This is a genomic window from Vibrio sp. 1402 (genome assembly GCF_033340275.1).
Map to the genome: position 1 here is coordinate 1 of NZ_JAWOWE010000431.1, position 607 is coordinate 607.

The window sequence follows — 607 nt, forward strand, 5'->3', positions numbered from 1 at the left end:
TCCTATCAATACCGTGATTGGTGTGTCTCTGCTGGTGTTATTGCTTGTTCCTGCACTCTACTTCGCCAAACCGGTGCTGTTACCTATGGTGATAAGTACGTTCGTGGCACTGCTGTTTAGCCCGTTGATCAATTATTTTGAAGATAAAGGCCTGCCACGCACGATAACTGTGGTGGTGACGTTGACGTTATTGGTGAGTGTTTCAATATTCGGTTTAGCGGCGATATCAGAACCCGCGAAACAATGGTGGGCTGAGTTGCCAAGCATCGTCCAAAACGTTTCGCAGGAAGTGAATGAAGTGACCAAAGCGTCGTCAGAGCACATGAACGCGCCGCTTGAGATCGCCAGTGACATGAACATTGACGAGATGGGCAACAACACGGTGTTTTCTCTGCTGAAAGCGCTCGCGACCACCACACCAACGCTGTTAACTCAGGCGATGATTGTGCTGTTTATGGTGTATTTCATGCTTAATCATGGTCGAAGTCTGTTTCGTAAATCGGTATCGCGTTTGCGTGGTTTTTCGAAACAACGTCAGGCGGTGGAGTTGGTGCAGGCTCTGCAGAAAGATTTATCGCGCTACATCGGCACCATTACTTTGGTCAAT

At 48.3% G+C, this 607-nt stretch carries 1 protein-coding gene; it reads left to right on the plus strand.

Translation table 11 applies throughout. The features are described from left to right. Window positions 1-607 (plus strand): AI-2E family transporter (locus R7044_RS26495; protein ID WP_225456148.1); only part of this gene is annotated, 607 nt, incomplete at both ends.